The 3,165-nt window shown below is 64.2% G+C and carries 2 protein-coding genes and 2 pseudogenes; 2 read left to right on the top strand and 2 right to left on the bottom strand.

Going from position 1 to position 3,165, the window contains the following annotated elements:
• Positions 1 to 90: 90 nt before the first annotated feature.
• Positions 91 to 626 (top strand): annotated as a pseudogene (locus tag NKG99_RS35540) (helix-turn-helix domain-containing protein); the annotation flags it as partial.
• A 260-nt stretch (positions 627 to 886) separates the two neighbouring features.
• On the opposite strand, the gene NKG99_RS35545 reads toward NKG99_RS35540, so the two are convergent.
• Together NKG99_RS35545 and NKG99_RS35550 are read right to left on the bottom strand one after the other, a co-directional pair.
• Positions 887 to 1,477 (bottom strand): IS110 family RNA-guided transposase, encoded by a 591-nt coding sequence (locus NKG99_RS35545; RefSeq protein WP_352874124.1) that lies wholly within the window; start codon positions 1,475 to 1,477, stop codon positions 887 to 889.
• 162 nt (positions 1,478 to 1,639) lie between these two features.
• Entirely contained in the window at positions 1,640 to 2,665 is a 1,026-nt protein-coding gene (locus NKG99_RS35550) for an IS110 family RNA-guided transposase (RefSeq protein WP_352874126.1), read from the bottom strand.
• Between the two features lie 46 nt (positions 2,666 to 2,711).
• Between NKG99_RS35550 and NKG99_RS35555 the strand changes: the two are divergent.
• Positions 2,712 to 3,149 (top strand): annotated as a pseudogene (locus NKG99_RS35555) (IS630 family transposase); the annotation flags it as partial.
• Between the last annotated feature and the right edge of the window lie 16 nt (positions 3,150 to 3,165).

The following is a 3,165-nucleotide window of genomic DNA, read 5'->3' on the forward strand; positions in this document are numbered from 1 at the left end:
CCTAGAGCACGTCCTGTGATCGATGAATCGATTGTGATGTGACGGCTGCGTTTTGTGCTGATTCAACATCCACCTCGATGGAGGTGGACGATGGGAAGAGCATTGAGCGGTGATCTTCGGTCGCGGGTCTTGAAGGCTTCGGACGAGGGCATGTCGGCGCGGCAAGCGGCGGCGCGGTTCGGCGTGGGAGTGTCCAGCGCGATCCGCTGGATTGCGCGGGCGAAGATCGGCGAACTGGCGCCACGCCCGCAGGGCCGCCGCCGCGCCTCCAGCCTCGATGCGCATGAAGCCTTCATCGTCGGGCTGATCGAGGAGCGCAAGGACATCACGCTGAACGAGATGGTGGAGCGGCTCGTCGCCGAGCAGTCAGTGCGGATCAGCCGCAGCGCCTTGAGCGCCTGGCTTCGCGGTCACGGCTGGACATTCAAAAAAAGTCCGCGCACGCACTGGAGCAGGGTCGCCTCGACATCCTGAAGCGGCGCCGGGACTGGTTCGACGGCCAGCTCGATCTTGATCCGGCGAAGCTCGTGTTCATTGATGAGACTGGCCTCTCCACAAAGATGGCCCGCCTGCGTGGAAGAGCGCCGCGCGGCGAGCGCTGCCGGGCCGGCGTGCCGCATGGCCATGTGTGGACGCCCCCTCGGGCGCAAGAAGAATCTTTGGTACAGGCTGTTGCGCGTGATCGGGTGCTGCCATGTGTTCGGCCTCTCTTGCGGCTCGTCATGGCCGCGGGCCCGTATGGGAGTTCGAGGATCAGGTCCACATCACTGGAACGCGCTGGAAGCGCTCCCCATGCGCCTGGTTCTCCTGATCCCGCCTCACCGACGTTGCGCCATACCTGTCCTTTGACCTCCTCACGCCGCCAACGGCCTCGCGCCCGTCCCGCTCAAGCGGGCACGACCGGAGCCCGATAGCTTTCTCCCTTCGTTAAAAGCGCCCAGACTATTCGGGCGTTCTTGTTCGCCAGCGCCACGATCACCAACATCGGCGGTTTGCGCTCGAGCATCCGGCCGAGCCAGGATCCTTTAGGCACCCCTTTGCGCTTGGCCCACCGCACCACGGCGCTCGCTGCGATAATAAGGAGCCGCCTCAGTGTGCGCTCTCCCATCCGAGATGTTCGGCCCAGTCGTTCCTTGCCGCCCGTAGAGCGCTGAACCGGCGTTAATCCGACCCAGGCAGCGAAGTCACGGCCCGATCGGAACGTCTCCGCTGGCGGCGCGAGCGCCTCTATGGCGGTGGCGATCAGGGGGCCGATCCCAGGCACGCTCATCAGACGCCGAGTCGCGTCGTCGGCTTTGGCGCGGGCAGAGATCTCCGTATCCAGCGCGGCGATTTGGTTCTGCAGATGGCGCAACCCCTCGGCGAGGAGGGCAAGGCATGTGTGGACGCCCCCTCGGGCGCAAGAAGAATCTTTGGTACAGGCTGTTGCGCGTGATCGGGTGCTGCCATGTGTTCGGCCTCTCTTGCGGCTCGTCATGGCCGCGGGCCCGTATGGGAGTTCGAGGATCAGGTCCACATCACTGGAACGCGCTGGAAGCGCTCCCCATGCGCCTGGTTCTCCTGATCCCGCCTCACCGACGTTGCGCCATACCTGTCCTTTGACCTCCTCACGCCGCCAACGGCCTCGCGCCCGTCCCGCTCAAGCGGGCACGACCGGAGCCCGATAGCTTTCTCCCTTCGTTAAAAGCGCCCAGACTATTCGGGCGTTCTTGTTCGCCAGCGCCACGATCACCAACATCGGCGGTTTGCGCTCGAGCATCCGGCCGAGCCAGGATCCTTTAGGCACCCCTTTGCGCTTGGCCCACCGCACCACGGCGCTCGCTGCGATAATAAGGAGCCGCCTCAGTGTGCGCTCTCCCATCCGAGATGTTCGGCCCAGTCGTTCCTTGCCGCCCGTAGAGCGCTGAACCGGCGTTAATCCGACCCAGGCAGCGAAGTCACGGCCCGATCGGAACGTCTCCGCTGGCGGCGCGAGCGCCTCTATGGCGGTGGCGATCAGGGGGCCGATCCCAGGCACGCTCATCAGACGCCGAGTCGCGTCGTCGGCTTTGGCGCGGGCAGAGATCTCCGTATCCAGCGCGGCGATTTGGTTCTGCAGATGGCGCAACCCCTCGGCGAGGAGGGCAAGGCAGGAGCGAGCAGCTTCCGGCACACTCGATGTGGGATCCTCGATTTGAGCGATGAGGCGTCCGATATGAAAAGGTCCTTGCGGCGCGATCAGGCCGTATTCGGAAAGATGGCCGCGGATCGCGTTGATGAGTTGAGTGCGCTGGCCGACCAGGATATCACGGGTCCGGAAGATCACGGCGGAGGCCTGCTTGGCTTCGCTCTTCACAGCCACGAAGCGCATGGTCGGGCGCTGCGCCGCCTCGCAGATCGCCTCCGCATCGGACATGTCGTTCTTCTGCCGTTTGACGAAAGGCTTCACATAGGCGGGTGCGATCAGCCGCACGGTGTGGCCGAGCTTCCCGATCTCCCGACCCCAGTAGTGGGCACCCGGGCATGCCTCCATTGCCACCAAACACGGTGGTTGGGCGGCAAAGAAAGCCAGCACCTGGTCGCGCCGCAGCTTCCTGCGGAAGATGACCGCTCCGGCAGAGCTCGCTCCGTGTGCTTGAAAGACATTCTTGGCCAGATCCAGGCCGATGGTGCTAACTTCCGTCATGGGGCGCCTCCTTTAAGTGGCTGAGAACACCTCCACTCTGGCACATCGATGCCGTCGGGGGCGTCCACCCCATCACTGGAAGACCACGACCTTCACCGGAGCGCTGCGGCTGACGGGCATGACTGCGCCCTTCGTCTACGACGGCGCCATGAACGGCAACGTGTTCCTGGCCTATGTCGAGCAGGTGCTGGTCCCTACATTGTCGGCGGGCGACGTAGTCGTCATGGACAACCTGCCCGCCCACAAGGCCGCCGGCGTGCGCGACGCGATTGAGGCCGCAGGTGCGAGCCTGCTCTACTTGCCGCCCTACAGTCCCGACTTCAATCCGATTGAGAACGCCTTCGCCAAACTCAAGGCGCTGCTGCGAGCAAAGGCCGAGAGAACCATCAAGGCTCTCTGGGACGCGGTCGGCGCGGTCGTCGACCTCTTCACCCCAGCCGAATGCGCCAACTACTTCAAAGCCGCAGGATATGAACCGGATTAAACAGGACGTGCTCTAG

Source organism: Mesorhizobium sp. M1409 (assembly GCF_040317535.1).
GTDB lineage: Bacteria > Pseudomonadota > Alphaproteobacteria > Rhizobiales > Rhizobiaceae > Mesorhizobium.